This is a genomic window from Pseudomonas sp. NPDC087346 (assembly GCF_044744235.1).
Taxonomy (GTDB): domain Bacteria; phylum Pseudomonadota; class Gammaproteobacteria; order Pseudomonadales; family Pseudomonadaceae; genus Aquipseudomonas.
The window spans coordinates 70,011-72,889 of the sequence record NZ_JBIUXX010000016.1 but is presented as its reverse complement, the minus strand read 5'-3'; the positions used below and the strand labels follow the sequence as shown (position 1 = coordinate 72,889).

At 59.8% G+C, this 2,879-nt stretch carries 3 protein-coding genes; all 3 read right to left on the bottom strand.

What is annotated here, in order from left to right; genetic code table 11:
- A partial coding sequence (locus ACIOZM_RS12530) for a hypothetical protein (RefSeq protein WP_401214035.1) occupies positions 1-94 on the bottom strand: 94 nt, incomplete at its 3' end.
- A gap of 209 nt (positions 95-303) precedes the next feature.
- Positions 304-1,314: an aspartate-semialdehyde dehydrogenase gene (locus tag ACIOZM_RS12525; protein WP_401213931.1), complete on the bottom strand. Its 1,011-nt coding sequence runs from the start codon at positions 1,312-1,314 to the stop codon at positions 304-306.
- A gap of 525 nt (positions 1,315-1,839) precedes the next feature.
- Positions 1,840-2,874, bottom strand: coding sequence for an aspartate-semialdehyde dehydrogenase (gene asd / locus ACIOZM_RS12520; RefSeq protein ID WP_401214033.1), 1,035 nt, complete (start codon positions 2,872-2,874; stop codon positions 1,840-1,842).
- Positions 2,875-2,879: the final 5 nt, after the last annotated feature.

Here is a 2,879-nt window from a genome sequence, read left to right as displayed (position 1 = left end):
GGCCCCGCTCCCCGAGCCCGAGGGCATGCGCCATACCGGAGGACAGCGCCGAGGCGGCCGCTATTGCTAACACCAGTTTGCGAACTTGAACCATAGCCTCATCCTTTGTTTGAACGTTCCTCGGCCAGCGAGAATATTGTGAAAACCGCTGCCGTAAGGCATTGCGCGCGACGACGACAGGGTGTCGCGCGCGATTATTTCTTTGATGCCCCGGAAAGTCCCGGAGGGTGACACGTCGTCAAGCACTTCGGCCAAGCATAGCGCCAGCCTAGAATCAGTCGACAAATTGTCGCCAAGTATCTTTTACAGCAGGTCTTTTATCAACAATTCAGCCACCTGCACAGCGTTAAGGGCTGCACCTTTGCGCACATTATCTGACGTCAGCCATAGATTAAGTTCCGCCGGGTCATCGACACCGCTGCGCACTCGACCGACATAGACCACGTCCTGCCCTACCGCGTCACCGACCGCAGTCGGATAATCGCCGGCTTCAACCAGCTCGATCCCCGGTGCATCTTCGAGTGCAGCGTTGACCTTTTGCAGGTCGATCGCGCTCGCTGACTGCAAGGTCACGCTAAAGCTATCGCCAAAAAACACCGGCGCTTGAATGCAAGTTGCGGAAATCTTTAATAAAGGCTGTGCCAGCACCTGGCGCAACTCGCGCACCAGACGTTTTTCCAGCAGCGTATGGCCATGAGCGTCAGGCGTACCGACCTGAGCCAGCAGGTTGAATGCCATCTGCCGGTCAAAGAATTTCGGCTCCAGCGGGCGCATGTTCAGCAACTCGGCGGTCTGGCGCGCCAGCTCGGCAACGGCTTCACGACCTTGGGCGGAAACGGCCAGATTGGCGCTGACATTGACGTATTGCAGATCGATCAGATCGAGCAACGGCGCCAGCACGACGGCGAGTGTGGTGGCCGACGGGCTCGGGCTGCTGACCTGGAACGGCGCTTTCAGATTGGCCAGCACCTCAACGTTGGCCTCCGGCACCACTTGCGGCGCCTGATCGGCCGGCAAGGCGCCAGACAAGTCGATCAGCGAGCAACCGGCAGCGTGGGCGCGTGCCGCATAGCTCAAAGTGATGGCCGGGCCGGCGGCGAAGAACACCAGTTTGACCTTGCTGAAATCGAACTCGTCGACCTCACGCACGCGCACGTTCTTGTTGCGAAACAGCACTGAGCTGCCGGCGGATTCGCTGCTCGCGAGCAAGTGCAGATTGCCGACCGGGAAGTTGCGCTCTTCGAGAATTTGCACAAGTGTTTCGCCGACAGTACCGGTGGCGCCGATTACGGCAATATCTAGGGTCTGGGTCATGGTGCGGCCTCTGGCGAAACGGGGGGAGCGGCACTTTACCGGGTGAGTGCCATGCAGGCAATTTCTGAAGGATTTTTGGTGTCTGGGCCGACCCCATCGCTGGCAAGCCAGCTCCCACAGTGGCCGGTGGGGTACATAGATTCTAATTTCACAACAGAAACCTGTGGGAGCTGGCTCCCCCAGTGGCCGGTGGTGTGCACAGATTCCAATTTCACAACAGAAACCTGTGGGAGCTGGCTCCCCCAGTGGCCGGTGGGGTACATAGATTCTAATTTCACAACAGAAACCTGTGGGAGCTGGCTCCCCCAGTGGCCGGTGGTGAGCACAGATTCCAATTTCACAACAGAAACCTGTGGGAGCTGGCTCCCCCAGTGGCCAGTGGTGTACACAGATTCCAGTTTCACAACAGAAACCTGTGGGAGCTGGCTTGCCAGCGATGAGGCCAGACCTGACAACCGAGAAACCTCAGGCATAAAAAAACCCGCACCTCTTGCAAGGCACGGGTTCTTTCACAGTTTCAATCGATTAACGCTCAAGCAGAATCCGCAGCATGCGACGCAGCGGTTCGGCCGCGCCCCACAGCAGTTGGTCGCCGACGGTGAAGGCACCGAGGTACTGAGTACCCATGTTCAGCTTGCGCAGACGGCCAACCGGAACATTCAGGGTGCCGGTAACCTTGGTCGGGCTCAGCTCCTGCATGCTGATTTCGCGCTGGTTTGGCACCAGTTTGACCCAAGGGTTGTGCTGGCTGATCAGCCCTTCGATGTCGGCAATCGGCACGTCTTTGTTCAGCTTGATGGTCAGCGCCTGGCTGTGGCAACGCATGGCGCCAATGCGCACGCAGATACCATCGACCGGGATCGGGCTCTTGAAGCGACCGAGAATCTTGTTGGTCTCGGCCTGGGCCTTCCACTCTTCGCGGCTCTGGCCGTTCGGCAGTTCCTTGTCGATCCACGGGATCAGGCTGCCGGCCAGCGGTACACCGAAGTTTTCGGTCGGGTACGCTTCACTGCGCATGGCTTCAGCCACACGACGGTCGATGTCGAGGATCGCGCTGGCCGGGTCGGCCAGTTGATCGGCGACAGCGGCGTGGGTCGCGCCCATCTGCTTGATCAGTTCACGCATGTTCTGCGCGCCGGCACCGGATGCCGCCTGATAAGTCATGGCGCTCATCCACTCGACCAGACCTGCTTCGAACAGACCGCCCAGGCCCATCAGCATCAGGCTGACGGTGCAGTTGCCGCCGATGTAATTCTTGGTGCCCGCATCGAGCTGCTGGTCGATGACCTTGCGGTTGACCGGATCAAGAATGATGACCGCGTCATCGTTCATGCGCAGGCTGGAAGCCGCGTCGATCCAGTAACCCTGCCAGCCGGCCTCGCGCAGCTTGGGGAACACTTCGCTGGTGTAGTCGCCGCCCTGGCAGGTCAGAATCACGTCGAGCGTCTTCAGCTCTTCAATGTTGTACGCGTCCTTGAGCGGAGCAATGTCCTTGCCCACGGACGGGGGGGGGGGGGGCCCCCGGCGGGTTGGGGTGTGGTTGGTGTGGCGGGGGTGCATGGAAA

Coding starts and splice junctions, on each gene's coding strand:
- ACIOZM_RS12525 (WP_401213931.1), bottom strand. CDS start 1,314: ATGACCCAGACCCTAGATATTGCCGTAATCGGCGCCACCGGTACTGTC.
- asd (WP_401214033.1), bottom strand. CDS start 2,874: ATGCACCCCCGCCACACCAACCACACCCCAACCCGCCGGGGGCCCCCC.